Origin of the sequence: Mucilaginibacter hurinus (genome assembly GCF_003324525.1) — a bacterium.
In the GTDB taxonomy this organism is placed as follows: domain Bacteria; phylum Bacteroidota; class Bacteroidia; order Sphingobacteriales; family Sphingobacteriaceae; genus Mucilaginibacter; species Mucilaginibacter hurinus.
Window position 1 is genome coordinate 290,319 of sequence record NZ_QGDC01000002.1, and the last position, 26,104, is coordinate 316,422.

The window sequence follows — 26,104 nt, forward strand, 5'->3', positions numbered from 1 at the left end:
TAAACCCGTCAATACACTAAACAGAATCAACAGTTGATGCACCCGGTTCAACTGGTGTTAAATTTAATTACGTACAACGGGTAAACTTGTATGGCAACTTTTGTTAAAGCCCAGGCCTCGTCCTTAATATCAACTTTAATTGACTTTTCGGTAACATTTGTCTGCAAGGATTTTCTTTACCTTTGGTTCGTCTATGCAAACTTTATAGGCACGGTGTCGGGCGGCGTTACCAACTTTGCGTTAGGGCGCTTCTGGGTGTTTGACGGGACAAAAAAAAACGCACCCGGGCAGGCTATAAAATACATTTTGGTTTGGATTGGCAATTTATTGCTTAACAACGGAGGTGTATTTGTATTTGTTCACTACTTAGGCTTTACCGTATTACTTGCAAAGATTGTAGTATCCTTAGCCGTGGGCATCGGTTATAATTATTTTATGCAAAAAAAGTTTGTGTTTGCATAATTGCACTAATAAATACATGAATTATCACACGTTTTTTAAAAAACTGCTTTTATCACTCTTATTTTTAGTTACAACAACCACATTGTTTGCACAAACCATTGTAAGCGGAGTTGTAACCGACGCTAACACCAAACAACCGTTATCATTTGTAAGCGTTGCCTTTACAGGAAGCACTATAGGTGTAAGCACCAACGCAGATGGCAAATTTGTGCTACGCTCGGCAAACCCGCAAACTCAGTTGCAGGTATCATTTTTAGGCTATAAAACGGCAACGTTAGCTGTTACTGCAGGCAAGGAGCAGGTTATAAATGTAAAACTATTCCCTGAATCGCGCCAGCTTACCGAGGTAACAGTTAAGGGCCAAAAAAGGCCCAAGTATACCAATCGTGATAACCCTGCTGTGGAACTCATCAGGAAGGTTATTGAAAACAAAGACAAAAACCGTCCGGAGAATTATGATTACGTTGAATATAAGACGTATGATAAAATGCAATTCTCCTTTTTGAATGTATCTGACAAACTGGCTCAAAAAAAATTCTTCAGGAAATACAAGTTTATGTTTGACAACCGGGACAGTGTTACAATCCCGGGCAAATCATTACTGCCTTTTTACCTTAACGAAAAAGTTTCGCAAACTTATTACCGCAAAAACCCCGCTGATAAAAAGGTAAAGGTGCTGGGCGAACGGGGCGTTAACTTCGGTGGAGCCATAGACAGCGACGGTATAGGGCAATACTTTAAACACATGTATGCCGAGATTGATATATATGACGCTAACGTACTGTTTTTAACAAATCAGTGGATGAGCCCTATATCAAGCCTGGCCCCATCTTTTTATAAATTTTTTATTACGGATACGGTAACTACCGACGATAACGCCAAACTTGTGGAGTTGAGTTTTACCCCCCGTAACACTACCGACAGACTTTTTGAAGGCAGGATGCTTATAACGCTTGACGGTAACTATGCTGTGCAAAAGGCTGTGCTTTACGCCAACCGCAACATTAACCTTAACTACGTAAAATCAATGCAGGTGGAGCTTGATTTTGATAAAAACCCTGACGGCCGGTACCACCTGAGTAAAAGCCACACCATTGCTGATTTTGCATACAACAAGGAAAGTCAAAAAGGATTTTTAGGCATCCGTTCGCTTGTTTACGGAAACTATCTTATTAATAACAAACAGCCCGATACTACCTACACCGCCGTTGAATCAGAAGTTGGATCAGACCTGGTGAAACACCGCAGTGAAGAATTCTGGCAGCAAAACCGCCTGGATACATTAACCCGTGCCGAATCAAAAGTATATAAGAACATTGACAGCCTTACCAACATGCCGGCTTATAAACGCACGCTGGATATTGCTTCATTATTGCTATTTGGCTACAAAAGCTTCGGTAAGTTTGAAGTTGGACCTGCCAGCGCTTTTTATAGCTTTAACCCGGTAGAGGGCTTCAGGTTACGTGCCGGCGGCCGTACCACGCCCGAGTTTAGTACACGTATATTTTTTGAGACCTACGCGGCTTACGGTTTTAAGGACGAGCGGTGGAAGTATTTCTTCAGCACAACTTACTCCCTGAACAACAAATCCATCTATAAATTCCCTCAGCATTATATACGGGCGAGTTTTCAGCGCGATACCAAAATACCGGGTTTAGTGCTCGACTTTGTACGTGAAGACAACTTCCTGCTATCTTTTAAACGTGGCGATAATGATAAATACCTGTATAATGATATTTACAGGCTTGATTATGTGCACGAGTTCCGTAGCAAGTTTTCATTTAAAGTGGGCTTTAATAAATGGACACAGGAGCCAGCCGGTTCATTAAAGTTTAACACCGTGCAAAACGGTAACGTACTAAGCGACAGGTACCTTACAACTTCTGAGGTATCGTTAAATTTACGTTACGCACCTAATGAGCAGTATTACCAGGGTAAGATGTTCCGTACGCCTATTATAAACGGGTACCCTATTTTTAACTTAAGTTATACCCGCGGCTTTAAAGGTTTTTTTGGAGGCGAATATAACTACCACTCACTGCTTGGCAGGGTTGATAAGCACTTCTATTTATCTTTCCTGGGATTTTTAGACGTTTGGGGCGAAGCCGGGCACATATTTGGCAAAGTACCCTACCCTTTGTTGAATATACACCGCGCCAACCAAACTTACGCGTATGATATCAACTCGTTTAACCTGATGAACTTTTTGGAGTTTGTAAGTGACGACTACCAGGCTATCGGTCTTGATCAGCACTTCCAGGGTTTCTTTTTTAATAAGATACCTTTATTTAAAAAACTAAAATGGAGAGAAGTTGTTTCTTTCAAAGCTTTATACGGCAGTTTACGCACCGAAAATAATCCGAATTTACAGCAGGATTTATACAAATTTCCGGTGACTGAAGAGGGTGCGCCAATTACCTATTCGCTGGGTAAAACGCCTTATATTGAAGGCAGCGTAGGTATTGAAAATATATTTAAATTTGTGCGGGTTGACCTGGTACGACGCTTTAATTACCTGGACCACCCTAATGCACCGGAATGGGGCGTACGTATGCGCATTAAGTTTGATTTTTAACAGCCATGGAACAACAAACCACCACAACAACTACTGTTTCATTACGTGACAGCCTTCAATTAGGGATTTACAAAGTGATAGATCCTTTTGTTAAAGTTTTGATAAAATTAGGGCTTACGCCGAATGCTGTAACCTCTATAGGTTTTGTACTAAATGTTGGTGTGGCTATAATATTTATCGCAGGTGCCGAAGGCGGACTGCGGGTAGATTTCAGCTACGTTGGCTGGGCAGGCGCGCTTATTTTATTTGCAGGTTTGTTTGACATGCTTGACGGGCAAGTGGCGCGTTTGGGCAACATGAAATCAACATTCGGAGCTTTATATGATTCGGTACTTGATCGCTACAGCGAATTAATTATGTTTTTGGGTATATGTTATTACCTGGTATCACATCATTACTTTTTAAGTTCCATATTTGCCTTTATAGCATTAATTGGTTCAATGATGGTGAGTTATGTTCGCGCCCGTGCAGAGGGACTTGGCGTTCAGTGTAAAGGCGGCCTGATGCAAAGGCCTGAGCGCGTTGTTACCATCGGCCTTTGCGCCATATTATGCGGTGTAATGTCAAACTACATCGGCGGCAATTACAAACTGTTTATTCCAGGTATTAAATACCACGTTTTTGAAACTATGTCAATTTTTACCATTCCAATAACAGCGCTTGCTGTTTTAACCAATATCACCGCATTTAACAGATTGCGTGAGGCCAAGCGTGCGCTTGAAGAGAAGGAACAAAAATAAATGCGGCTTATATTACTTTTTTTTCTGATTTCCTGTTCATTTTCAAATGCGGCCTTAAGTAAGCCGGCATCATTCGCGGCTGATACCATCGCCGATAATAAGTTACCGGTACCTACGGTTAACAGGCTTTTTTACCTGCAGCGCGACCCTAACACCAACACCGTTATTTATGAGCTTAATACGGACAACTCGGGCATATTGGATAAAGAGGATCCTATTCATCCTTACTGGATAAGATACGCTGATAAAGGCGAGAAGGCTGAGTTAAATTTTATACAACGCAAGTTTGCTTATGGTGTAAACAGTAAGGCTTTGGGTAACGACAGGTACGATATCAGATTTGTGTCATACAAAAAAATTCCGTTTGTGTTAATGAAAGGAACTGACGGAAAATATCATATCTTCGTAACTATTTCGAAAAGGCAGATAATGCTGAGTCGTATATTTATCAGGATAAAAGGTGGTACGTTTTGGGTACCCAACGTAATTTACATGGAGCTGCGAGGCACAGATACAGCGACAGGACGAGAGGTAGCCGAACGTTTTAAACCCTGACAAGCTATGAAGAAAAATTTTGTTTCAAACTCACCGGAGTCAGTAAGGATGTTTAAGAGCAACTTTTTAGAAAGCCTCTCTAAAGTGCATTTTTATGTGCCGCTGATTATATTTATACCTGTTATTGCCGTTAGCAGTTACTACGCATTATTTGTTAACAACCTGGGCGTGGCTTTATTTTTTGGCCTCGTTTTAGCAGGTTTGTTTGTTTGGACGCTTACCGAATATGTAATGCACCGTTTTGTATTTCATTACGTGCCAAAGGCAACATGGGCGCTAAGGTTACATTTTATTTTCCATGGTGTACATCATGACTATCCTAGTGATGCAAAGCGGCTTGTTATGCCGCCATCAGCAAGCATACCGTTAGCAACCGGCTTTTACTTTTTATTTGACTGGCTATTACCAGCAACGTACATAACCGGCTTTTTCCCGGGTTTTATTTTGGGTTATCTTGCTTATGATATATCCCATTATGCTATCCATCACTTTAACTTTAAAGGGGCTTTTTGGAAAAGAATAAAGCAGCATCACATGCTTCATCATTACTCTGATCCATCTAAAGGATACGGTGTAAGCTCACCGCTTTGGGATAAGATATTCCGTTCAGATTTCATTAAAAAATAGCATGACCAAAACTGCAGGCGCAGTTGATCCATTCAGCCTAAAATCGGTACTTTCTGTCTCGCTGCTCTCCATAGCATATCTGGTGCTTTCCTATTTTTTAGTTGGCTTTAAATCAGACCAGGTTACACTGGTTTTTTTATTTAACCTGTTTTACTACCTGCACCCTGTTAGCCGAAAATTCATCATCGGCTTTTCTATTTTTATCATATACTGGATTGTTTATGATTATATGAAGGCCTTCCCTAACTATAATTATAATGCCGTACATATAGCCGACCTGTATAATTGTGAAAAGCGGCTGTTTGGTATAAACTATAATGGCGCGCTGCTAACACCCAATGAATATTGGCGTTTTAACGGACACCCGGTTTTAGATGTGCTGACAGGCATTTTTTACCTGTGCTGGATACCTGTACCAATGGCATTTGCCGTATACTTGTTTTTTGTGAATCGCCGGCAGTTTATCTGTTTTTTACTCACATTTTTTTTGGTGAATTTGCTGGGCTTTATTGTGTATTACGCTTATCCGGCAGCACCACCCTGGTACGTACAATACCATGGTTTTGACTTTGTTAAACTAACACAAGGAAATACCGCCGGCCTGGCTAAGTTTGATAAGTTGTTTAACGCTAACATCTTTAGTTCCATTTATGCCAAGGGATCAAACGTATTTGCGGCGATGCCTTCGCTGCATTCGTCATATCCGCTTATCGTGTTATACTATGGTATAAAAAACAAACTTGGAACCGTTAACATTTTCTTTGCTACAGTAATGGTAGGCATATGGTTTGCGGCAGTTTACACCAGTCACCATTATATACTTGATGTAGCATTTGGCATAGTATGCGCAATTGTGGGCATTGCATTATTTGAACTCGTTAGTTCGCGAATTAAGTTATTTAAGACTGCCATAGACCGTTACGAGGCATTTATTAAATAGTGCCTCTCTTCACTGTACTAAATTTGGTACCTGAATTTCCGACCTCATAATTTTCCGCCGTTGTAATTTGTTGATGATTTAATTTAAATAACTGAAAATCAACTTAAAAGAAAAAATTTGTTGCCACAACATCTTTATAACAGTCAATACTGATAGTGGGCACGTTATTTGAACATTACCGAATATATTTATAGTTCGTTTGTATCATGAAAAAACTGCTTTCCTTCCTGGTTGTCACTTTGGTAACAACATCCGCTTTGGCCGACAAACTTGACAGTCTGCGGCAGCAGTTAAAAATCACAAGCAACGATTCACTTAAAGCGCCCATTTATGCCAGCATGGCGGCTGAGTACATGCACTACGATACGGTAACTAACCGGGTAAAAAAGCTGGTTTACCAGAACGAAGCTATTATAAACTCTTATCAAAGCCTAAGGCTTTACTCGAAGTATAACGACACCACAGGCATGAGGGTTAGTTTTGATAACCTCGGCAAAGTTTATCACGCGCAGCAGCGCTATAGCCAGGCTAAATGGTTTGTACTGCAATCCAACAATCTTTCGCGTTTAAAGAATGATGTGCCCAACATTATAGCTTCTTTACTTAAACTTGCAGCTATCAAGACTGATATACAAGAATATAAGCTGGCCAAACAAGATTTAGACGAAGCAAAAGTACTATCAGAAAATCATAAAGTTGCGGGGACCAAGGCGATTGTAAAAAAAACATATACAAGCTTGCAGCGTAAAATGGCCAAAAAAGCCGGAAGCGACGCATTATCCCGGAAATCTAAAAAAATGGATAGCAATGGTATGGCTAGAACCAACTTCCAAAAAAAGAAAAGCACAGTTATAAAAAAGACTGTCCCTGCAGACACCACAAAAAAATTGGCTGCCATATAACGCCATTAAACCACTCCGCCTGTTAATGGTCATACCTAAAGTATGAAGACTATAATTTGGAGAAGCGCCATTTTGCTAACCGTATTTATCACCTTAGGCAGCCTCACTATTGTTCAAAACAACGATACCACGGAGTTTAAGGACGATTTTTTAAGCCGTATCAATAGTGTTAGGCAGGCAGGTTGTAAATGTGGCACGCAATATATGCCCCCTGTAGCGCCATTGGCGTGGAGCGACGAACTCGAAAGAGCAGCGAAGAACCACGCCTCCGACATGGCTGCACGCCGTTATTTTAACCACACCAGTAAAGATGGCAGCACCAGTTACGACCGCATTACACGGGCCGGTTACACCATGAAAGGTTACAGGAGCATTGCAGTTGGCGAAAACATAGCTTTTGGCCAGCAAAGCATTGCCGAAGTGCAGAACGGATGGTTTAAAAGTCCGGGCCATTGTAAAAACCTGATGAACGCTGATTTTAAAGAGGTTGGTGTAGCGCATGACCGCACTTACTGGGTGCAGAATTTTGGTGGCCGGGAGGAGTTTACGCGCCAACAAAAACTGATGATAAAAAAGGGTGCCAGACTGGTTGAACGAAAGGGTTACTAAATAAGTGTCATCGGCTGCCCTACCCCATTGATGTTATGTTACTTTTTGGCCAAACGTAGCGCGCTCGTTGTGGTGTAATATTTAGCTATCATATTAGGCACCTCCCACCCAGGCATATTGCCGTTATGCAAATAATCCAGGTATTTTTCCGTCACCCGGGCAAAATGTGCCTCGTGGCCCTCCCTGTATTTATCCGGAATTACCACTTCCCAGCCCTTCGCTATCTTTTTAAGCTCCACGCCAGGATATTTTGCTTGTAAAGCGCGCATTTTTGTATTTACCTGGTCGACATAATTCATATCCCCCGCTTTGGCCGATTCTATGTACAATGCTGGTTTATTTGCGGTTTCGGCACCTTGTTTTATCACAAGGCTGGCTTTGGTTCCGTGTATAACAGAATAGTGCGTGTCACCGGCTCCCGCGGGCGCCTGGTAATCCCATTTAACCAATAATTTGATATTTACTCCGCGAAGTTTGTAGTTGATCTCGCCATTGGCAAATACATTTAATACAGTGTCCTTCACTATATATTTCTTTAGATAGTCCGGAAATTCGCTTTGCTTGGTTATGGCGAAGAACTGGCCGCGGTTAAGTGCGGTTGGCCATCTTTTTGCCGAATTGAAAGTAATGTCTTTTTTATAATCTATAATACTTTCAGGAAAACAGCTCCACTGCGCCAGATCAACCAGGTGCACACCTACGTCGGCCATACCGTCGCCTTCCTGCTCAACATCAAAAAACCAGGCCGGCCGGGTAAGTATGCTGCCCGATACGTATTTATAAAAGTAGTGCACGCTTTCCATTTCAACAGCCGGGTTTTCGGGTGTACCGGCTTGTAGCTTACCAAATATCCCGGGTATCATGGCCAACTCGCGCTGCAGTATATTGGTAATTTCATAACGCTCGGTCATGATGTCGTACAACAGCAATTTTTTCTCGGCAGCGGTGGTAAAGGCTTCTTTCAACAACTCAAAGTTATTGTTATCAATGGCCATGGGTTTATCGGCCAGCACATTAAAACCGCCATTAACTGATTTCTTTATATACTCAGTTTTCAAACGGTTATTGCCGGCCATCACCACCACGTTACCTTTTCGCTCTTCCAGCATTTTATTGAAGAAGTTTTTGCCTTTGTAAACGTCTTCCTTCCAGGCAGTAGGCTGTTCTGCACGACCGTTATAAGCCGCTATTTTGTCAAGATGCAATTGCACATCAGGCCCTTCCGGCGCATATACATATACAACTGAGTCAACATCGGGATACATGCTCTTTTGAACAAGGGCCGCATGAAAATGTCCCGGATCAAGCGTAATAAGTTTTACAGATTTGCCTTTACGCTCCCCGTTACACGTTACGGCCAACATGATCAAACCTAAAATGCCTAAATTTAAATTACCCATTATTTACGTGCAGCTTTATTCATTTTTACGTCAACAACCGGCGGATGGGCAAAATATTGCCAGGCCGCTTCTGATTTAACTTGATCAAATTTACCGCTAAATACAACAAAGCGGTATTTAAGCACATAATCGTTACCTTTTACTATTGGCCAGTCGCGATCTTTATTGGGCACAAAGTTGGTATACATATCGCCGTTGTTAAAAATATTTTCAGGCCACACCCGTAACGGTTCGGGGTGATTAAAGTTGGCTGGATATGACATCATTACCGCGCCGCCGTAGTCATCATCAATTTTGCCCTGCACCAGTACCCAGCGGGCACGAGCTCCGTCAGCTTCTTTACGCACCTTACCTTCTGATGTGAGTACCTCGCTATTGGTTCTGTTCCACTTTTCTGTGGCCCTCCAGCCTAAACTGCTATAACTGTATTTAAGTATCGTAAACGGGCTTTTCGTAGCGGCATTTAAATGGGTGGTAATGTCAAGCAAGTAATAACCCTGGTTGGCATCAGGCTGATATATGCGCATGCTTTGCGTTTCATTCATGGCCACTTTTTCACTGCCATTTTTTTTATATGCCACGTGCTCCTGCAGCGTTTTATATTCCGCGAATACAGGGCCTGCTTTCGCCGATTCGGTTTTTGCAAAACGTATAGTGCCCTGTTTTTTGTATAAATTCCAAAAGTCCAGCGTATCGCCTTCAAAAAGTACATGTGTCCAGGCACTCCATAAACCCATGTGGTGTTTATGATCCCAGGCTTCAATACGGGTAAGCGCCTGCCCGTGCGGTGTATTTAAAGGGTGAATAAAACCGCTGCGTAAAAGCGTATCCTTTATTTGCGGAAAGGTGAGTTTATGATTATAAATATTATAACGTAACAAAGTTTTATTGTTGGCGCTGATGGTTAGTGCACTGTCAGAAGTAATGGTTTTTATGTGCCCGCTCTTTTTTAAAGCCGTAGCCCTGCTCAACTCAAAAATTCGCCGTTGTGCTTTGTTGCCGGCTGTTTTAATTATCCAGTATAATTGTCGCTGTCCATTAATTTTTTCTATTTGGTAAGCAACTGTTACCGGTTTGCCGCCGGTAATTTCTTTTAGGATCAACTTGTTATCAGGCAGTAAAGTTATTTTATCGAGGTATGTACTAACGGGTATATCAAGTCCGGCGGTCTCATAGTTTAGCGTCACCTCAAGTACGGCTATCTTTTGAGCGCTGGCTTGCAGACAAAAAAAGGTAAAAATAAATACGTAAAAGGATCTAATGTAATTGGTCATAGTTTTATCTTCGCAATCGATTGCAGTAAAGTTGCCAATATCCGATTTTATTTTTTTTGTTCCAATCAATACTGTCGTTTTAACAGTTGTGTAACTATTATAATACCGTCGCGACTTTTTAAACCGTTTAAAACTTGATAATTTTAACCAGCCAATAATAACATCGCATCATGAAAAACTTATCCATTATCTACTTCGCAACCCTGTTATTAATTTTGTTTATCAATCCATGCTTTGCACAGGAAGAAGAAGTATACAAAACCCTTGAAGTTGGCTCGCAGGCGCCTAATTTTAATCTGCCCGGAATTGATGGTAAAAAGTATACGTTGAAAAGCTTTGACAAAGCAAAGGTACTTGCCATTATTTTTACGTGTAACCATTGCCCCGCCGCTCAAGCTTACGAAGACCGTATCAAGGCGCTTGTAACAGCGTATAGAGATAAAGGGGCCACCATTATAGCCATTAACCCTAACGACCCTGAAGCACTTAGGCTTGATGAACTTGGTTATACCGACCTTAATGACAGTTTTGAGGAAATGAAGATACGCGCAAAAGATAAACAGTTTAACTTTATTTACCTGGACGACAGTGCCACACAGGGCACATCAAAAGCTTATGGCGCCTACTCAACGCCCCACTCCTTTGTACTAAACAAAGATCGTAAGGTGATCTATACCGGCCGTATCGACGGCAACGAATCGGGAGGGAACTCAGAAGACATAAAAGCGGCTATTGATGCCGGCCTTGCTGATAAAATGCCTGCTGTTACTAAAACCAAAACATTTGGCTGCACCGTTAAGTGGTCATCAAAAAGAGCAGATGCCAAGGCCAGTTTAGAAAAATGGGCTAAAGAACCGGTTACGCTTGAGGATATTGATGAAAACGGTTTAAAAGAACTTTTAAAAAACCCTACAAAAAAGATACGGCTTATCAATGTGTGGGCTACCTGGTGCGGCCCGTGCATGGTTGAATTTCCTGATTTTGTGATGGTTAACCGGATGTTCAGGCACCGTGATTTTGAGTTTATTTCTATATCGGCTGATAAGCTTAACAAAAAAGACAAGGCCCTGGAAGCCCTGAAAAAGTTTGAAGCATCAAACAAGAACTACATATTTACCCTGGATGATAAATATAAGCTGATAGAAGCTATTGATCCCCAATGGCAGGGCACGCTACCCTATACACTTATAGTTGAGCCGGGCGGAAAAATAGTTTACCGTGTGCAGGGTAGCATCGATCTCGGGAAACTACGCAAAGCCATTGTTAATAATCAATATATCGGCAGGGCGTTTCAATAAACCACAACAGAAAACGAGTCCGGAAATGCGCCGGACTTTTTTATATAATTTTATCAGCAACGCTTTATTTTTTCGTTGAGTATTTATGCATCTACACTTAAAGCTGCGTGCAGCAACTCTACTTTTTATTATAGCGCTAAATGCGAAGGCTCAGGATACCCGGGTACTCATAAAAGAAGGCATTTTGTTAAGTAATGATAAAAATTACACCGCTGCGATAGCTAAGTTCAAGTTGGCACTCACTTCTGAACCGGATAACCCATCGGCTAACTACCAACTCGCCTTTACCCTCAATGCATCAGGTAAGGCGGCTGAAGCTGTTCCGTACCTGCAAAGAGCCACTGCCTCAGATTCCGCAACGGCTATAACCGGGGCGGCTTATGCCCTGCTCGGAAGTATATACGACCGTACCAACCAACCGCAAAAAGCTATACAGAATCTTAAATCGGCCATTAAAATAAACCCTGGCGACCATCTGCTGCATTATAATCTGGGACTTGTTTATTTCAGGACGCGAGATTATGCCGGGGCTGAAAATAGTGCTGTGAACGCCCTGAAGTTTGCGCCACATCACCCTGGCAGTATGCGTTTATACGCCCTGGTTACGTTTCATCAAAACAAGCGCGCCCCTGCCCTGCTGGCACTCTGCCAGTTTTTATGGCTCGACCCTAAAGGCGGCAAAAGTGCCGAGGCTTACGGCAACCTGCAAAGTATATTAAGCGGCGGGGTGTTAAAGCCCGAACCTGGTTTAAAACCGCTAAACGCAAACAACCGCGCACTTAACGATATCATTGCAAAGGCTGCACGAAGTGCTTCCGCAAAAAAGTATGCTACCGCCACTGACAAATTAACCGGGCAATTAAAAGAGGTATTTGAAGGCATTGGGTTACTTACAGCGAAGCAATCTGGTAATGATAGCGTATCTACAGTTTTAGCGGCACGGTATTATGCCTTATCTAAAACCACACACTTGCCGGTGTACACACAAATAATTAGCCAGGGTAGTGCACCTACTGCTGCAACCTGGCTTAAAACGAACCAGCAAAAGGTGTCAGCAATCCGAGAGTGGTATGCTGTTGCTAAGTGACTAACATAATGGAGTGAATGCTTGCCTCATGCGTTATTTGACGCCTGTTGGCGGAATTATCTTAAATTTGCCTTATAACACACCAGCGATGAGTAATAACGATATAATGAAAAAACTGCGGGTAGCTTTAAAATTTACCGACGATGATATTATCAAAGTTTTATCACTGGTTAATTTCAGGATAACTAAAACCGAGATCGGCGCTATTTTTCGGAACGACGACCACCCGAATTTTAAGCCATGCGGCGACCAGATACTGCGTAACTTTTTAAACGGCTTAATTATTTATAAACGCGGGCCGCGGCCGCCTAAAACCGAGGGTAAAGAGCAATCATAATCTGAAAGCAAACTTTCCAATATTAAAATATGATACGACAGGCCAAACAAGATGACGCCCCCGCTATTGCCCGCCTGATTATAGCGGCCATGGGCGAGTTGGCGGCAAAGTTTGTAAACGGCACCAATCCGGAACAAGCCATTCCACTTTTTGAAAGGTTTGCCGCACTCCCGGCAAATCAGTACAGTTATCAGGGCACACTGGTGTATGAAGATGCCCACGGTATATGTGGTATGATAAACGGTTACGACGGTGCATTGCTCCATCAATTACGGGCGGAATTTTTAAATCATATTAAGTCGGTGTACAACAATCCTTATCATCCCGAGGATGAGACGGGGCCGGGCGAATTTTACATTGACTGCCTGAGCGTTGCGCCGGTACACCAGGGAAAAGGAATTGGCAGACAATTGCTTTCGGCATTGTGCCAAAGAGCGAAAAGTATGGGGCATAGCACAGCAGGCTTGCTTGTGAATAAGGAGAACCCGAGGGCCGAAAAGCTATATCAGACGTTAGGCTTTGCCAAAGTTGGTGATAAGGTACTGTTAGGCACCCTTAATCATCATCTGCAGATCTCACTGAGTTAACAACTGTTTCTGTGCGTCAGAATTAATAACCCCAGGAGCTATGTATTACATATCGCACAATTACGCCCGGCGCGTAATCATTAAAATTATATTTGCCCTTAAACTATTTATATGACCGAAAGAGAGAAAATGGTAAGCGGTATACCCTACCGCGCCACCGACCCTGAATTGGTTGCCATGCGTATGGCGGTGAAAAAGAAACTGGGGATATATAATCAAACCGGTGTTCATGATGCGCCTGAACAAGCGGCATTGCTAAAGGGGATACTTGGCCACACGGGTGAAAACAGCTGGATAGAACCTCCCTTTTTTTGCGACTATGGTTTGAACATTAGCGTAGGTAAAGATTTTTATATGAACGTTGACGGTGTGATGCTTGATGTATCCCCTATTGTAATCGGCGACAATGTGATGTGCGGCCCTAAAGTGCAGATACTTAGTGCTACCCATGCTCTTGACTCACACGAACGCAACTTTTCGGGTACGGAGTTAGGTAAGCCGGTAACTATTGGTAGCCGCGTATGGCTGGGTGCAGGTGTCATTGTTTGTCCGGGAGTAACTATTGGCGATGAGGCAGTAATTGGTGCAGGCAGTGTGGTTACCCGCGATATCCCGCCGCGGGTTTTTGCAGCAGGAAATCCCTGCAGGGTAATAAAGGATATCTAACCTGTTTAATTAAGTCCCCACACCTTATTGGGTTCACTGCCCATTTCCAGCTCCAGTAAACCTCCGGCCGTTATATCTGCGTGATCAATGTAGCAACGAGAATAGTTCTTTCCATTTAATTTAGCGCTTTGGATGTAAACGTTTTGTGGCGAATTATTATTAGCCACAATGGTAAATGTTTTCCCTTTGGCGTATTTAGGGTCAAGCAGTATACTCACCTTATTAAACACCGGGCTGGTTATCTCATATCTAGTATCACCGGGGGCTATAGGATGGAAACCGCTTGCCGCCAGCACATACCAGGCAGACGTTTGTCCCATATCATCATTACCAACCAAGCCCTCTACCTTATTATGATATGCACGGCTGCAAACAGCTCGCGACCATTTTTGAGTAAGCCAGGGCGACCCCATGCGGTTGAACAGGAAAGGCACATGGTGTACAGGTTCATTGGCATGATTGTAATAATCGTTCCACACAAAGTTATCCGGAGACTTTTCGAACATATTAACCAGGTCTGCTGTAGCTTTGTCTTTTCCTCCCATCAGCTCAATCATCCCCGGCACATCATGCGGTACAAACCAGCCTTGCTGATACGGGTTACTTTCTACCGAACCAAAAAAATGCTGCAGGCGGCCATGCTCTGGCATTTTCTCCCAGCTACCGTCCTCCTTTTTGGGTCTGAACCAATTGGTTTCGGCATCCCATATATTCCTATAGCTTTGCGACCGTTTGAGGTATTTAGCCTCATCATCTTTTTTACCCAGAAAGCCAGCCATACGAGCCATACACCACTCTGAATAACTAAATTCAAGTGTGTTAGAAATGCATAAAGGCACGTGCATATAGGCTGTAGCACCCTCGGCAGGATCAGCATAAACGGCGAATCCCCGGTCGCCGTTGCCCGAGCGTTCACAAGTGTTCACGGCGTATTCATACGCTTTAGGTACGTTGAAATCACGTATACCTTTTGCATAAGCATCGGTAATTACAGATACCGCCGGGTTACCCACCATGCAACCGCTGTAAGCGTTTACAATTTCCCAGCGTTCAAGGTAATGCTTACCGCTTTCATCTGCCAGTTCCACCAGTGAATTTATCATATCGTTAACAACCCGTGGGTTGATAATACTTTGCAACGGGAACTGGCTCCTGAAAACATCCCAGCCACTAAAAATAGTACGTTTGGTGTAAGCCGTTGATTGGTGCAGTTTGTTATCGCCACCTATAAAATTTCCGTTTACGTCAGTTGTCGTGCGCGGATCAAGCAAAGTATGATAAAGTGCAGTATAAAAAACAGTCTTATCATCTTCCGAACCACCGGCTACCGTCATCTTACTCAATTCGTCATTCCACGATTTACTTAGCTGCTGGTGGACACGATCAAAATTCCAATCTTTAATTTCCGCGTTAAGGTTTTGTTTGGCGCCCGCCACATCTACCAACGAAAACCCAACCTTCATATAAACCTGCTCTTTAGCCCTGCTGGCAAACTCCGTATAAAATCCAAGGTGTTTTCCTTCTTTCTCTTTAACCCCCTTAAGTATAGCAGCGTTTATCACCCGCTCTACATAATTATCCTTTACTATATCTTTCCCCTTGCGTCCCCATCCGTCCGGGATATCAGCGCTCCACACCCCAAAATTTTTTAACGGCTTGCTGAATTGCGCATAAAAATGCAGGGTATAACTGGTTTTTCCGTCACCGTCACCAAAGCCGCCGCCATCGGGAGTACACCTAATCCAACCTTGTATGGTATGGCTATCAACAACCTTAATGTATTGTTTAACCGATGTGCCTAAAACTCTTTTAGCCAAATCAATTTGGATGCGCGATTGGTTATTTTCAGGAAATGTAAATCGCATAATACCGCTGTGCGGCGCAACGGTCATTTCAGCGCGTACCTGGTAGTCATCCAGTAAAACAGAATAATACCCGGCTGATGCTTTCTCGTTCTTTTTTGAGTATGACGAGCGCCACCCTTCGGTCGGGGTTTTTACGCGGCCCGCAAAAGTCTTCATTTTTCCGGTGGTAGGCATTACCAAAAAATTACCGAAGTCGCCCCCCCAGCCTGTACCGCTCATGTGCATTACCGCAAAGCCTTCAACACTTTGATGCTCATAACTGTAACCGCCCTCGCAGCTGTAACCCGCGGCATTGCCTCCTATGGTAACCGTATTGGGGTTAAATTGAACCAGGCCAAAAGGACTGGCAGCACCGGGATAAGTTTTGCCGGGAAATTCATTCTTTGGGTCGCGCCCCTCACGTGCGGTGGTGCCAATGAAAGGATTGACATAGTCAACAGGTTGTTTAGGTGCAGGTTTTTTATCTACTGAAAATCCAGGCAATATAATCAAGGCCGGCGCCATCGCGGCTAAAAGGTACTTTTTTAACATGATAGAGTTTATTAATTGGCTGCCTGGTTGACCATGCAATTATAGGCATTAATAAAGCCGTCGAATGTAAAAAAGTTGTTTAAAAATAGCTCCTGCTAATTAAGTAATTATTAAACATTCGGAAAACCTATTTGCAAACAAATATATACCCTAATAATCATCGTCCTCATCTCCAAATATTCCGGCGGCAGCATTGTATGCTGCCTGTAGTTCTGAAAAGGCGTGCATGTCCCTTTTTTCGCGTGTAATTTTCATACCTGTTTGGTAGGTATGTATAGCATCGTCTTTGCGGTTTAGGGCTTCATATAGCTTGCCCAGATGATAATAGGTTCCGGTATAATTAGGGTGGTTATTTACCAGGTCTTCATAGTAGTTCAGCGCTTTGTCCGTTTCGTTTAACCTAAGGTATTCAGTGGCCAGCGCATACTTTAAAAATTCGTCGTTAGGCTCGTTTTTTATAAATTCCAATAGCTTCTCTAATCTGCCTGTCTGCATTTTAAACTCGGTGTTTTTTAATTAAATTTGCAAAAACCTATTTCTATGAAAATTCTGGTATGCATTAGTAATGTTCCTGATACCACAACAAAAATAACCTTTACTGATAATAACACGCAATTTAATAGCAACGGCGTGCAGTTTATTATAAATCCTTACGACGAGATAGCTTTGGCCCGAGCCATTGAATTAACCGAAGGTGATAAAGGTACAGTAACTGTTATCAACGTGGGCGAAGCGAATACCGAGGCTACCATACGTAAAGCTTTGGCCATAGGCGCTACTGACGCCGTACGCATTAATGCAAAGCCGCATGACGCATTGTTTGTGGCCAACCAGATTGCCGAATACGTAAAGCAAAATCCTTTCGACCTGGTATTAACCGGACGCGAATCTATTGACTACAACGGTTCGAAGGTTGCAGGTATGTTGGGCGAGTTGCTGGGCCTGCCATCTGTTTCTATTATCAAGAAGATAGAGTTAGACGGTAACAGCGCTACTATTGAACGCGAAATAGAAGGCGGCAAAGAAGTGCTGAATGTTCCGCTGCCGGTGGTTGCCGGTACCGCCGAGGGCGTGGCCGAACCAAAAATACCCAATATGCGCGGCATCATGTCTGCCCGTACCAAACCATTAGTAATTGTTGACCCGGTTGACGTACAGCTTACATCAGGCATTGTTAGTTATGAAACCCCTGCCCCGCGCGGCCAGGTAACTTTGATACCGGCCGATGATGCCGCTAAACTGGTGGATTTACTGCATACCGAAGCCAGGGTGATATAATCAAAACATTTAGCCAGATTTTTACTTAACACAATAATATGCCGGTTTTACTATATGCAGAAAGCGCCGATGGACTGTTCAAAAAATCCATTTTTGAGACGGCGAGTTATGCACGTGCTGTTGCTGACCAGAATAACACTTCGCTCACCGCTATATCAATTGGCGATGTGGGTACCGACGAATTAGCACTATTGGGGAAATACGGTGCTGACAAAGTGCTTAACGTATCAAACGCCAAATTAAAAAACTTTGTTAACCAGGCATACGCCTCGGTTATCGCCGAAGCGGCTAAAAATGAGAATGCAGACATCGTAGTGTTATCTAACTCATTTTCGGGTCGCGGTTTGGCGCCACGCATTGGGGTAAAGTTAAGCGCCGGCGTAATAGATGGAGCAGTATCATTACCTGACCAAAAAGATGGCAAGTTTATCGTTAAAAAAACTGCTTTTTCAGGTAAAGCCTTCGCTATCACCGAGTTGACATCAGCCAATAAAGTGATCGCTTTAACGCCCAATACATACAAACTTGTAGAAAAAAATGCGCCCGGCAGCGTACAAGATTTTTCGCCGGAAATCAGTGAAGCTGATTTTACAGCTACAATTAAAGAAATAATCCGTTCAGCAGAAAAAGTATCTCTCCCGGATGCGGAGATAGTGGTATCAGCCGGACGCGGCATAAAAGGCCCGGAAAACTGGAGTATGATTGAGGAACTGGCTGATTTACTGGGCGCGGCAACTGCGTGCTCAAAGCCGGTATCTGATGCAGGCTGGCGCCCGCATAGTGAACACGTTGGCCAAACCGGCATAGCTGTAAGTCCGAATTTGTATATTGCGATAGGAATTTCAGGTGCCATACAGCACCTGGCAGGCATTAGCGCATCAAAAGTTATCGTTGTAATAAACAAAGATCCTGAAGCACCGTTTTTCAAGGTAGCCGACTACGGCATTGTAGGCGATGCATTTGAAGTAGTACCAAAATTAATTGAAGCTGTAAAACAACATAAAGCCATAGCGTAATTGAGTGTGATGGGTAACAACATGAAAAAAATTGAACTGGATATTGTGGGGCTTTCATACAGCCAAACACAGTCTGGCGCGTATGCATTGGTTTTAGGCGAGATAAAAGGCCGCCGCCGGCTGCCAATCATCATTGGCAGTTTTGAAGCCCAGGCTATAGCGATAGAGATAGAAAAGATGACGCCAAGCCGTCCTTTGACCCATGATCTTTTCAAAAGCTTTGCACAGGCTTATAACCTTAGCATACAGGAAATTATTATATATAACCTGGTCGACGGCATATTTTATGCCAAGCTAATTTGCTCTGACGGTAAAAAAACCACTGAAATTGATGCACGCACTTCTGATGCCATAGCTATTTCGGTACGATTTAACTGCCCTATTTATACCTATGAATTTATCCTGTCAACCGCAGGCATCGTTATAGAGGGTAATGATTTTGTATATCTTGAGAACATAAACGAGACACCTGAGGAAAAGGCACCGGTATCAAGTGCTGGAAGCTTTGCCTCTTTAAGTGATGATGAACTAAAAACCCGCCTGCAGGAAGCACTCGCTGAAGAAGCGTATGAAAAAGCGGCTAAAATACGTGATGAACTAAACCGCAGAAAAGCTTCGTGATCAGCATTCTTTAATACAGTGTTTGACTTGTTAAGAGCGTTAGCCGTCTCGCCTTCAATGGCCTTACCGGTATAACCAGTCTACAAAAATTACTAAGCCATTCCAAATCCGGAATCAAAAACCTACATTTAAGCTGTTAACTTGAATCACCTGCTTATTGCAATTATGGAGAGATATACCGGCTTAATTGGTATTGTGTTGATATTAGGCGTTGCCTTTTTAATGTCTAACAACCGCAAAGCTATAAATTACCGGGTAGTATTATCAGGACTGGCCATCCAATTAGCGCTAGCCGTTTTTATTTTAAAAACTGATATAGGTAAAAATATTTTTGCGTCTGTTGCCGCAGGCGTTAAAAAGCTGCTATCGTTTTCAGATCACGGTGCCGAGTTTGTTTTTGGGGTTGTAGCTAATGAAAACGCACAGTTGGATACGGTTTTTGGGCAGCAATATAATTTCATCTTTTTTTTCAGGGTTATTCCTACCATCGTTTTTGTAGCGGTACTTATAAGCATATTATATTACCTGGGCATTATGCAGCGCGTGGTAAAAGGTTTTGCCTGGGTGGTTTATAAACTAATGGGTGTAAGCGGCGCCGAAGCGGTATCAAATACCGGAAGCACTTTTTTAGGCCAGGTAGAGGCGCAGATACTGATAAAGCCCTATCTTAAAAATATGACCATGAGCGAGTTGCTGGCATCAATGACAGGCAGCATGGCGTGCATAGCGGGCGGAATTATGGCCACCTATATAGCATTAGGCGTACCTGCCGAATACTTGCTGGCAGCAAGCGTTATGGCTGCCCCCGGCGCGCTCGTTATATCAAAAATAGTATGGCCCGAAACACAGGTATCTGAAACTAAAGGCAAAGTGGTGCTGGAGATCAAATCAAAGGATGCGAATTTAGTTGACGCTATTGCCAGGGGCGCAAGCGACGGCTTTAAAATTGGCCTGAATGTTATTGCTATGCTTATTGGCTTTATAGCGATAGTAGCGTTGCTTGATCACGTTTTGGGCGAAATGGGATACTTTTTGGCTACCAAACTGAATTTTTCCCTTAGCTTTATTAACATCGATCTTAAAACATTGAGTTTAAAACAGATATTGGGAGCTCTCTTCTCAATATTTGCCTGGGCTATGGGTGTGCCATCAAAAGATGTGCAGGCCGCAGGCTCACTGATGGGTACAAAGGTGGTGCTCAATGAATTTGTGGCGTATCTTGATATGGTGAAAATTCAGTCGACGCTTCACCCCAAGACACTCATTATTACAAGCTTCGCCCTGTGCGGGTTTGCCAACTTCGGGTCGGTGGCCATACAGGTGGGTGGCATAGGCGAAATGGCGCCCGAGCGGCGATCAGATCTTGCCAAATTAGGCATTAAAGCTTTAATTTGTGGCACCCTTGCCTCCTATATGTCGGCTACTATAGCAGGTATATTGATGTAACTGAATGTTAGATGAAAAAGCGTTACCGTGAAGAAGACGATTGTCTGAACTGTGGCACCCGGTTAGAGGGCAAGTATTGCCACAGCTGCGGGCAGGAAAACCTGCACCTAAAAGAGCATTTCGGGCATGTGCTAACGCACGCCGTTTTAGATTATTTTCATTTCGATCACCAGTTTATACATACGCTGAAACCGTTACTGTTTGAACCCGGCAGGCTAACCAGCGAATATGTGGCCGGCCGCAGGGCACGCTTTCTGCACCCTGTTAGGATGTATATATTTATCAGCATCGTATATTTTTTACTGGCTTTTAGTAATAATAACCATGTTGTGAAAGTTAACCGTGAAGGCCATCAAATTACTACAGGGCAAACCAATGTAGCTGACAACACGATTGAATATACAGAAGACAATACCTCTTACACCGTTTACCTGACCGACGAAGAAAAGCAAAAAATCAAGAAGGCCATTAAATCGACCTTTAAGCCGTCAAAAGATTCGTCAAATATTGGAGAAATATCAGATAACCAGTTTGAAGATGCCTTTTTAAGCATATTTACCGACCGTGCTGATCAGATAGATTACGACAATTACCAGGAATACTTGCGTGATCAAAGCAAGTTACCTAAAAGCCAGCAAGACGGATTTTGGAATAGATATATTATTAAAAAGTACATTACCTGGCAAAATGACGGCGTAAACAGCCAAAAGCTTTTCACCGAAGGGGTGAAACATAATGTGCCTAAAATGATGTTTTTATTACTGCCGCTTTTCGCCCTAATATTGAAGTTTGCTTTTTGGAGAAACAGGAAGTACTACGTCGAACACCTCATCTTTTCGTTTCATTTTCATTGCTTTATATTCCTGCTGTTCATCTGTGTCATCTTATTAAAAATGGTTTTGCCGGTGAGCTGGACGTTAGGAATTGAGTTGATTGAACTGATTATTATAACGTGGTATATCTACCGCGCTTTCCGCACCTTTTACCAGCGCAGCAGGTTCCGGGTAATTAGTAAAATGATCGGGGTGTCGCTGATGTACCTTGTAGTGTTTTGCCTGTCAATAACGCTGGTAGCGGTGCTTACCGCGTTAACTTCGGTATAAAATAAAAAGGGCCGCGCTTTCAAGCGCGGCCCTTTTTATTTGGATCTGAATTAGTTAAAACGGTAACCTAAAGAAAGGTTAAACAAATTAATACGCGTTCTTGAACTATTTTTGTTATAAGCATGTTTGGTTAAACCCGCTTCGTAACGTAGGTCAACTGATAACCTTCTTACGTCAAGTCCGGCACCTACTGTCCAGGCGAAGGCCTGCTTTTTTATATCGGATAGCGTAACTGCGTCAACAAACGCACCACCTAGGTTCTGATCATCATTAATAACGAAAGAGACAAGCGGTCCGGTATAGAAACGTCCCCCCAGGCCTAATGCACCTACTTTAGCACCAAACAAAACAGGTACATCAATGCTGGTAAAATTCACACGGTTTACGTTATCGTTCTCTTTTATTTGAACATTTTTTCCTGTTAAATAAAGTTCAGGCTGTATCATGATGCCCAATGCGCTAAACCTTCCCCAAAAGCCGCCAAGATAACCCGCGCGGTTTTTGGCATCAAACGAAGGGTTAGACAGGCTGAAGCTTGACATATTGACACCGGCCTTAACCCCAAACTGGACCTTTGGCAACAGCGGCACTTGCGCGGACGCGTAGTACGACGTACACAAACAAATAGCTAATAGTAGAGTAATCTTTTTCATGACAGTTGTTTTAGTTTTTATGCAGATGGAAATTTTTCGCTAAATAAAGGCAATTCCATGAAATAACTATGATTTTGCTAATAAAGTTTTACAGGTTCCTTTAAATAGCCCTATTGGCTAACTGATTATTCAGTTTACGGACAAATTACGTAAAACAGCATGCTGCCCTTTGATTAAAGCTATATCCGCATCTATCGTACCGGCTACCCTGATATCCAGCACTTCACATGCCAATTGGTATAAGGCTCTGTGGTCCTCGCCGCTAACCAAATATACCGGGACGTTCTTAGGCACATCAGCTAACTCGGTACCTAATAGCAAACCGCTCAGGTAAAAATAGTTTTGCTCACCGGTATGTTGTTTAAGCACCTGGTTTGTGCGCACAGTGAAAGCGGTATGTAATAAATTTTCTGCAGAACCGATTTTAACGCCGTTCATAAAACTCGTCCAGTTCATGGGTTCATCAAGTTTACTGCCACTTTTTACTGAAGCCGCTAATACGCTTTTCTCAGCAAGCAGTTCAAAAAATTCGCCCGTCATATAACTACTGATACCAGTCGCCATGCCACCGGATATACTGATATGCTTGGCATGTGTACCCGGCATTAGCAAAATATTATCGTACTCTGTATCAGGTAATAAGGCTGCGCATCCTATAGCTTTTGTTTCCTCGCCACGCATGGCATCGCTGTAAGTACAGGCACCGGAAATGATAGTAGTGGGGTTACTCCCAATAAGCGACTCAATGAGCAAGTCTGAGCCATCCAGTTTAAAAGGCAACGGTTTATAAGGCAGATCAATCAACCCAATACTCGATGACGCCATACCCGACAGGGCTATCGGTATACCCTCTAAAGAGGTATCCAATTGTTTTTCGAGCACCTTTACCTGTTGTTGTATAACATTGGTGTAAAACGCCTGACGATCGGATGCGCCGTTTTGTTGCCACGATTTATATGTAGCCGCTACCCCCTGCGCTGTTCTCACTTCCGCTACAACCTGTATATCGTCCGCTCTTATTAAGCGAATCCTAAATGAGCTTGTGCCCCAATCGCAGCTTAAAAAATTATCCATTACCAGTGGTTAACAGTTCGTCGTGGGTTTTAACCCGTTCTACACTTCCTACCAAAAATAAGTATGAGCAAGCTCCGGCTAAACCCAGCAACGCTATGAACACAAGCGCAGGAGCAAAATTGCCGTCGCTAACCATATAGCCTATAACTGACGGCACTATAATGCCCGAAAGCTGCCCGATAAAATTGAACACCCCGCCGGTAACATCTATAAGGTGTCTAGGCGCCAGTGTTGATACAAATATCCACGTAATGGATGCAAAGCCAACCCCGAAAAAGGATATTGACATGCATAAAATAATAAGTGCAGGCGTATTTACATAGTTAGCGCCTATAATGGCTGTGGACACCAGTAGCCCGATTATGATAGGGCGTTTACGTGCTTTAGCTACTGAAATGCCACGCTTAACCAAATAATCTGACAGGAAGCCCGAACATAACACACCGCAAAAGGCAGCCAGGTACGGCACCGAGGCCCAATAGCCTGATTTGATAAACTCCATTCCACGGTAGTCGACCAAATATTTTGGGAACCAAGTAAGAAAAAACCATAATGCCGAATTCACCGCAAATTGCCCGATATAAATTCCCCAAAGTTTGCGGTGTGACAAAACCTCTGCTAAGTCGCTCCATTTGAATTTTTTGGTCCCGGCTTTGGTTTCTGTTTTTTGTTCCAATATACCCCCGCCCTTGCGAATGTGCTCAAGCTCCGCTTCGTTGGCCCTTGTATGCTTTAACGGGTCACGGTAAAAAAAATACCATACCAAGCCCCAAACTATCCCAACAAGGCCCGTCACTACAAACAAGCCCCGCCATCCTACCTGCACCTGTATACTTGAAAGTACCGGCATTAAAAAAGCCAATCCTAAAAATTGCCCGGAGGTATAGATGGCTATTGCCGACGCCCTTTCGTTATCAGGGAACCAGCTGCTCACTACACGGTTGTTAATAGGGAATGCAGGGGCTTCAAAGGTACCTGTAGCCATACGTAAACCGAACAAGGTTGCAAATCCGCGTGCAAAACCCTGTGCAACGGTAGCCAGCGACCAGGTTATTAAGCTTACCGCGTACAGTATGCGCGGACTAAACCGCTTTACAAATATCCCTCCCGGAATTTGAAAGGCCAGGTACGTCCAACTGAAAGCAGAAAATATAAGGCCCATTTGAACCGAGGTGAATTGAAATTCATTGCTGATATCAGACGCGGCAACGGCCAGGTTGCTCCTGTCCATGTAATTAATAACCACGTTAACAAATACAAGAAAGAGAACCTGGTAGCGTACGCGCGTAGGTTTAAGCGGGGTTACCATTCTGCCACGCTCCCGTCTTTATGCCGCCAAAGCGGGTTGCGCCAATTATGGCCGATAGCTGCCATTTTACGCACATGGTCTTCGTTAATTTCAATGCCCAAACCAGGTTTACCCGGTATATTTACGTAACCGTCTTTATATTCAAAAACGGTTTTATCAACAAGGTAGTCCAGCAGGTCGCTCCCCTGGTTGTAATGTATGCCCAGGCTTTGCTCCTGTATAAAAGCGTTGTGGCACGTTGCATCAACCTGCAGGCAGGCAGCCAGCGCTATTGGCCCCAGCGGACAATGCGGCGCTGCGACAACATCGTACGCTTCGGCCATGGAAATGATTTTTTTGCATTCGGTAATTCCCCCCGCGTGTGATACATCCGGCTGGATGATATCCGCGTAACCATCCTGCAATAATTTTTTAAATTCCCAACGCGAAAACATACGCTCGCCGGTAGCTATCGGGATAGCTACGTGGTTAGCTATTTCGCGCAGGTCTTCATTGTTTTCGGGTAGTACAGGCTCTTCAATAAACATCGGGCGGTATTGCTCAATCTCTTTAGCCAGTATTTTAGCCATGGGTTTATGCACACGGCCATGGAAATCAATACCGATGCCTAATTCGGGTCCACCCGCTTCCCTCACCGCCGCCACACGGGCAACGGCTGCGTCTATGTTGTCGTAGCTGTCTACATATTGCAATTCTTCGGTAGCATTCATTTTTACCGCCTGAAAGCCTTGCTCAGCCATTAGCTTGGCAGCCTCACCCACTTCTGCAGGGCGGTCGCCACCTATCCATGAGTAAACTTTCATTTTATCGCGTGCCTTACCACCCATCAATTGGTAAACGGGCGCATTAAAAAACTTACCTTTTATATCCCACAACGCCTGGTCAATCCCGGCTATGGCGCTCATTAAAATAGCTCCGCCACGATAAAACCCCGACCGGTACATCACATTCCAATGGTCTTCAATATGCATAGGGTCTTTACCTACCAAATACTCCATCAGCTCATCAACAGCAGCTTTTACAGTGGCGGCCTTTCCTTCTATAACAGGTTCTCCCCAACCTACTATGCCTCCGTCTGTTTCAATTTTCAGAAACAGCCACCTGGGCGGCACCTGGAATAATTCGTAGCCTTTTATCTTCATCGTGTTT

The 26,104-nt window shown here is 43.4% G+C and carries 26 protein-coding genes; 18 read left to right on the forward strand and 8 right to left on the reverse strand.

Annotated elements, in window-relative coordinates:
* Positions 1 to 90: 90 nt before the first annotated feature.
* The 8 genes from DJ568_RS04460 to DJ568_RS04495 all read left to right on the forward strand — a co-directional run bounded on the left by DJ568_RS04460 (position 91) and on the right by DJ568_RS04495 (position 7,410).
* Entirely contained in the window at positions 91 to 462 is a 372-nt protein-coding gene (locus DJ568_RS04460; protein WP_114004043.1) for a GtrA family protein, read from the forward strand.
* 16 nt (positions 463 to 478) lie between these two features.
* Complete coding sequence (locus tag DJ568_RS04465; RefSeq protein WP_114004044.1) at positions 479 to 3,037, forward strand: DUF5686 and carboxypeptidase-like regulatory domain-containing protein; 2,559 nt, start codon at positions 479 to 481, stop codon at positions 3,035 to 3,037.
* Positions 3,038 to 3,042: 5 nt separating this feature from the next.
* The gene (locus DJ568_RS04470; protein WP_114004045.1) at positions 3,043 to 3,777 is read left to right on the forward strand and encodes a CDP-alcohol phosphatidyltransferase family protein; all 735 of its coding nucleotides are present in this window, start codon (positions 3,043 to 3,045) and stop codon (positions 3,775 to 3,777) included.
* A complete protein-coding gene (locus DJ568_RS04475; RefSeq protein ID WP_114004046.1) occupies positions 3,778 to 4,332 on the forward strand; it encodes a DUF4833 domain-containing protein in 555 nt (184 codons plus the stop codon).
* 6 nt (positions 4,333 to 4,338) lie between these two features.
* The gene (locus DJ568_RS04480; protein ID WP_114004047.1) at positions 4,339 to 4,959 is read left to right on the forward strand and encodes a sterol desaturase family protein; all 621 of its coding nucleotides are present in this window, start codon (positions 4,339 to 4,341) and stop codon (positions 4,957 to 4,959) included.
* A gap of 1 nt (position 4,960) precedes the next feature.
* Entirely contained in the window at positions 4,961 to 5,899 is a 939-nt protein-coding gene (locus DJ568_RS04485) for a phosphatase PAP2 family protein (protein ID WP_114004048.1), read from the forward strand.
* Between the two features lie 206 nt (positions 5,900 to 6,105).
* Positions 6,106 to 6,801: a hypothetical protein gene (locus DJ568_RS04490; protein ID WP_114004049.1), complete on the forward strand. Its 696-nt coding sequence runs from the start codon at positions 6,106 to 6,108 to the stop codon at positions 6,799 to 6,801.
* A gap of 42 nt (positions 6,802 to 6,843) precedes the next feature.
* Positions 6,844 to 7,410 (forward strand): CAP domain-containing protein, encoded by a 567-nt coding sequence (locus DJ568_RS04495; RefSeq protein ID WP_114004050.1) that lies wholly within the window; start codon positions 6,844 to 6,846, stop codon positions 7,408 to 7,410.
* A 38-nt stretch (positions 7,411 to 7,448) separates the two neighbouring features.
* On the opposite strand, the gene DJ568_RS04500 is transcribed toward DJ568_RS04495, so the two are convergent.
* Both DJ568_RS04500 and DJ568_RS04505 read right to left on the reverse strand, forming a co-directional pair.
* Positions 7,449 to 8,810 carry a putative oxidoreductase C-terminal domain-containing protein gene (locus DJ568_RS04500; RefSeq protein ID WP_114004051.1) on the reverse strand — a complete coding sequence of 454 codons (1,362 nt, stop codon included), beginning with the start codon at positions 8,808 to 8,810 and terminating at the stop codon, positions 7,449 to 7,451.
* Positions 8,810 to 10,084 (reverse strand): DUF6807 domain-containing protein, encoded by a 1,275-nt coding sequence (locus DJ568_RS04505; protein WP_147238711.1) that lies wholly within the window; start codon positions 10,082 to 10,084, stop codon positions 8,810 to 8,812. The genes DJ568_RS04500 and DJ568_RS04505 overlap by 1 nt, the downstream gene beginning before the upstream one ends.
* 170 nt (positions 10,085 to 10,254) lie before the next feature.
* On the opposite strand from DJ568_RS04505, the gene DJ568_RS04510 reads away from it, so the two are divergent.
* From DJ568_RS04510 to DJ568_RS04530, 5 genes are all read left to right on the forward strand, one after another.
* On the forward strand, positions 10,255 to 11,382 hold the full coding sequence (locus DJ568_RS04510) for a redoxin domain-containing protein (RefSeq protein ID WP_114004053.1): 1,128 nt from the start codon (positions 10,255 to 10,257) through the stop codon (positions 11,380 to 11,382).
* Between the two features lie 85 nt (positions 11,383 to 11,467).
* Entirely contained in the window at positions 11,468 to 12,469 is a 1,002-nt protein-coding gene (locus DJ568_RS04515) for a tetratricopeptide repeat protein (protein WP_114004054.1), read from the forward strand.
* Between the two features lie 88 nt (positions 12,470 to 12,557).
* On the forward strand, positions 12,558 to 12,806 hold the full coding sequence (locus DJ568_RS04520) for a DUF1456 family protein (protein ID WP_114004055.1): 249 nt from the start codon (positions 12,558 to 12,560) through the stop codon (positions 12,804 to 12,806).
* Between the two features lie 29 nt (positions 12,807 to 12,835).
* Entirely contained in the window at positions 12,836 to 13,393 is a 558-nt protein-coding gene (locus DJ568_RS04525; protein ID WP_114004056.1) for a GNAT family N-acetyltransferase, read from the forward strand.
* A 111-nt stretch (positions 13,394 to 13,504) separates the two neighbouring features.
* The gene (locus DJ568_RS04530) at positions 13,505 to 14,059 is read left to right on the forward strand and encodes a sugar O-acetyltransferase (protein WP_114004057.1); all 555 of its coding nucleotides are present in this window, start codon (positions 13,505 to 13,507) and stop codon (positions 14,057 to 14,059) included.
* Between the two features lie 5 nt (positions 14,060 to 14,064).
* Here DJ568_RS04530 and DJ568_RS04535 read toward each other — a convergent pair whose 3' ends face one another.
* Positions 14,065 to 16,455, reverse strand: a complete 2,391-nt coding sequence (locus DJ568_RS04535) for a GH92 family glycosyl hydrolase (RefSeq protein WP_233496624.1) — start codon at positions 16,453 to 16,455, stop codon at positions 14,065 to 14,067.
* 150 nt (positions 16,456 to 16,605) lie between these two features.
* A complete protein-coding gene (locus tag DJ568_RS04540) occupies positions 16,606 to 16,950 on the reverse strand; it encodes a tetratricopeptide repeat protein (protein ID WP_114004058.1) in 345 nt (114 codons plus the stop codon).
* Positions 16,951 to 16,995: 45 nt separating this feature from the next.
* Between DJ568_RS04540 and DJ568_RS04545 the strand changes: the two genes are divergently transcribed.
* From DJ568_RS04545 to DJ568_RS04565, 5 genes are all read left to right on the forward strand, one after another.
* Complete coding sequence (locus tag DJ568_RS04545; RefSeq protein ID WP_114004059.1) at positions 16,996 to 17,733, forward strand: electron transfer flavoprotein subunit beta/FixA family protein; 738 nt, start codon at positions 16,996 to 16,998, stop codon at positions 17,731 to 17,733.
* Positions 17,734 to 17,771: 38 nt separating this feature from the next.
* Positions 17,772 to 18,749, forward strand: a complete 978-nt coding sequence (locus tag DJ568_RS04550; RefSeq protein WP_114004060.1) for an electron transfer flavoprotein subunit alpha/FixB family protein — start codon at positions 17,772 to 17,774, stop codon at positions 18,747 to 18,749.
* A gap of 21 nt (positions 18,750 to 18,770) precedes the next feature.
* Complete coding sequence (locus DJ568_RS04555) at positions 18,771 to 19,370, forward strand: bifunctional nuclease family protein (RefSeq protein ID WP_114004297.1); 600 nt, start codon at positions 18,771 to 18,773, stop codon at positions 19,368 to 19,370.
* 165 nt (positions 19,371 to 19,535) lie between these two features.
* Positions 19,536 to 20,816, forward strand: a complete 1,281-nt coding sequence (locus DJ568_RS04560; RefSeq protein WP_114004061.1) for a NupC/NupG family nucleoside CNT transporter — start codon at positions 19,536 to 19,538, stop codon at positions 20,814 to 20,816.
* 11 nt (positions 20,817 to 20,827) lie between these two features.
* Positions 20,828 to 21,919 carry a DUF3667 domain-containing protein gene (locus DJ568_RS04565; protein ID WP_114004062.1) on the forward strand — a complete coding sequence of 364 codons (1,092 nt, stop codon included), beginning with the start codon at positions 20,828 to 20,830 and terminating at the stop codon, positions 21,917 to 21,919.
* 50 nt (positions 21,920 to 21,969) lie between these two features.
* On the opposite strand, the gene DJ568_RS04570 is transcribed toward DJ568_RS04565, so the two are convergent.
* From DJ568_RS04570 to dgoD, 4 genes are all read right to left on the reverse strand, one after another.
* A complete protein-coding gene (locus DJ568_RS04570) occupies positions 21,970 to 22,572 on the reverse strand; it encodes a porin family protein (protein WP_114004063.1) in 603 nt (200 codons plus the stop codon).
* 129 nt (positions 22,573 to 22,701) lie between these two features.
* Entirely contained in the window at positions 22,702 to 23,646 is a 945-nt protein-coding gene (locus DJ568_RS04575) for a 2-dehydro-3-deoxygalactonokinase (RefSeq protein ID WP_114004064.1), read from the reverse strand.
* Positions 23,639 to 24,955, reverse strand: a complete 1,317-nt coding sequence (locus tag DJ568_RS04580) for an MFS transporter (RefSeq protein WP_114004065.1) — start codon at positions 24,953 to 24,955, stop codon at positions 23,639 to 23,641. The genes DJ568_RS04575 and DJ568_RS04580 overlap by 8 nt, the downstream gene beginning before the upstream one ends.
* Positions 24,949 to 26,097, reverse strand: coding sequence for a galactonate dehydratase (gene dgoD / locus DJ568_RS04585; RefSeq protein WP_114004066.1), 1,149 nt, complete (start codon positions 26,095 to 26,097; stop codon positions 24,949 to 24,951). The genes DJ568_RS04580 and dgoD overlap by 7 nt, the downstream gene beginning before the upstream one ends.
* Between the last annotated feature and the right edge of the window lie 7 nt (positions 26,098 to 26,104).

Coding starts and splice junctions, on each gene's coding strand:
- DJ568_RS04460 (WP_114004043.1), top strand. CDS start 91: ATGGCAACTTTTGTTAAAGCCCAGGCCTCGTCCTTAATATCAACTTTA.
- DJ568_RS04465 (WP_114004044.1), top strand. CDS start 479: ATGAATTATCACACGTTTTTTAAAAAACTGCTTTTATCACTCTTATTT.
- DJ568_RS04470 (WP_114004045.1), top strand. CDS start 3,043: ATGGAACAACAAACCACCACAACAACTACTGTTTCATTACGTGACAGC.
- DJ568_RS04475 (WP_114004046.1), top strand. CDS start 3,778: ATGCGGCTTATATTACTTTTTTTTCTGATTTCCTGTTCATTTTCAAAT.
- DJ568_RS04480 (WP_114004047.1), top strand. CDS start 4,339: ATGAAGAAAAATTTTGTTTCAAACTCACCGGAGTCAGTAAGGATGTTT.
- DJ568_RS04485 (WP_114004048.1), top strand. CDS start 4,961: ATGACCAAAACTGCAGGCGCAGTTGATCCATTCAGCCTAAAATCGGTA.
- DJ568_RS04490 (WP_114004049.1), top strand. CDS start 6,106: ATGAAAAAACTGCTTTCCTTCCTGGTTGTCACTTTGGTAACAACATCC.
- DJ568_RS04495 (WP_114004050.1), top strand. CDS start 6,844: ATGAAGACTATAATTTGGAGAAGCGCCATTTTGCTAACCGTATTTATC.
- DJ568_RS04500 (WP_114004051.1), bottom strand. CDS start 8,810: ATGGGTAATTTAAATTTAGGCATTTTAGGTTTGATCATGTTGGCCGTA.
- DJ568_RS04505 (WP_147238711.1), bottom strand. CDS start 10,084: ATGACCAATTACATTAGATCCTTTTACGTATTTATTTTTACCTTTTTT.
- DJ568_RS04510 (WP_114004053.1), top strand. CDS start 10,255: ATGAAAAACTTATCCATTATCTACTTCGCAACCCTGTTATTAATTTTG.
- DJ568_RS04515 (WP_114004054.1), top strand. CDS start 11,468: ATGCATCTACACTTAAAGCTGCGTGCAGCAACTCTACTTTTTATTATA.
- DJ568_RS04520 (WP_114004055.1), top strand. CDS start 12,558: ATGAGTAATAACGATATAATGAAAAAACTGCGGGTAGCTTTAAAATTT.
- DJ568_RS04525 (WP_114004056.1), top strand. CDS start 12,836: ATGATACGACAGGCCAAACAAGATGACGCCCCCGCTATTGCCCGCCTG.
- DJ568_RS04530 (WP_114004057.1), top strand. CDS start 13,505: ATGACCGAAAGAGAGAAAATGGTAAGCGGTATACCCTACCGCGCCACC.
- DJ568_RS04535 (WP_233496624.1), bottom strand. CDS start 16,455: ATGTTAAAAAAGTACCTTTTAGCCGCGATGGCGCCGGCCTTGATTATA.
- DJ568_RS04540 (WP_114004058.1), bottom strand. CDS start 16,950: ATGCAGACAGGCAGATTAGAGAAGCTATTGGAATTTATAAAAAACGAG.
- DJ568_RS04545 (WP_114004059.1), top strand. CDS start 16,996: ATGAAAATTCTGGTATGCATTAGTAATGTTCCTGATACCACAACAAAA.
- DJ568_RS04550 (WP_114004060.1), top strand. CDS start 17,772: ATGCCGGTTTTACTATATGCAGAAAGCGCCGATGGACTGTTCAAAAAA.
- DJ568_RS04555 (WP_114004297.1), top strand. CDS start 18,771: ATGAAAAAAATTGAACTGGATATTGTGGGGCTTTCATACAGCCAAACA.
- DJ568_RS04560 (WP_114004061.1), top strand. CDS start 19,536: ATGGAGAGATATACCGGCTTAATTGGTATTGTGTTGATATTAGGCGTT.
- DJ568_RS04565 (WP_114004062.1), top strand. CDS start 20,828: ATGAAAAAGCGTTACCGTGAAGAAGACGATTGTCTGAACTGTGGCACC.
- DJ568_RS04570 (WP_114004063.1), bottom strand. CDS start 22,572: ATGAAAAAGATTACTCTACTATTAGCTATTTGTTTGTGTACGTCGTAC.
- DJ568_RS04575 (WP_114004064.1), bottom strand. CDS start 23,646: ATGGATAATTTTTTAAGCTGCGATTGGGGCACAAGCTCATTTAGGATT.
- DJ568_RS04580 (WP_114004065.1), bottom strand. CDS start 24,955: ATGGTAACCCCGCTTAAACCTACGCGCGTACGCTACCAGGTTCTCTTT.
- dgoD (WP_114004066.1), bottom strand. CDS start 26,097: ATGAAGATAAAAGGCTACGAATTATTCCAGGTGCCGCCCAGGTGGCTG.